The 785-nt window shown below is 46.1% G+C and carries 1 protein-coding gene; it reads right to left on the bottom strand.

Annotated elements, in window-relative coordinates:
* Positions 1-77: 77 nt before the first annotated feature.
* Positions 78-785 (bottom strand): EF-Tu C-terminal domain-related protein (locus ACW689_RS21405; protein WP_476294436.1); only part of this gene is annotated, 708 nt, incomplete at its 5' end.

The following is a 785-nucleotide window of genomic DNA, read 5'->3' as shown; positions in this document are numbered from 1 at the left end:
CAACCTACAAGACATAAAAAAACCCGAGCCTAAGCTCGGGTTTTTCTAATGCTTTGTGGCATTAACTAAAGTCGATATTACTCAACGATAGTTGCTACAACACCAGCACCAACTGTACGGCCACCTTCACGGATAGCGAAACGTAGACCTTCGTCCATCGCGATTGGTACGATTAGGTCAACAGTCATCTTGATGTTGTCACCTGGCATTACCATTTCTACGCCTTCTGGTAACTCTACGTTACCTGTTACGTCAGTTGTACGGAAGTAGAACTGTGGACGGTAGCCTTTGAAGAATGGAGTATGACGACCACCTTCATCTTTAGAAAGTACGTATACTTCTGAAGTGAACTTCGTGTGAGGAGTGATTGAACCAGGCTTCGCTAGTACTTGACCACGCTCAACTTCGTCACGCTTAGTACCACGTAGAAGTGCACCAATGTTCTCACCCGCACGACCTTCGTCTAGAAGCTTACGGAACATCTCAACACCCGTACAAGTTGTCTTCGTAGTATCTTTGATACCTACGATTTCAACTTCGTCGTTCACGTTGATGATACCAGCTTCAACACGGCCTGTTACTACTGTACCACGACCCTGGATTGAGAATACGTCTTCGATAGGCATGATGAATGGCTTATCGATGTCACGCTCTGGCTCTGGGATGTATGAATCTAGTGCTTCTGCAAGCTCAACGATTTTGTCTTCCCACTCTTTCTCGCCTTCTAACGCTTTAAGCGCAGAACCTTGGATTAGAGGTAGGTCATCACCTGGGAAGTCGTACTC

Source organism: Pseudoalteromonas sp. ABE4_541 (genome assembly GCF_056312285.1).
This window is presented reverse-complemented; position numbering and strand designations above follow the sequence as displayed.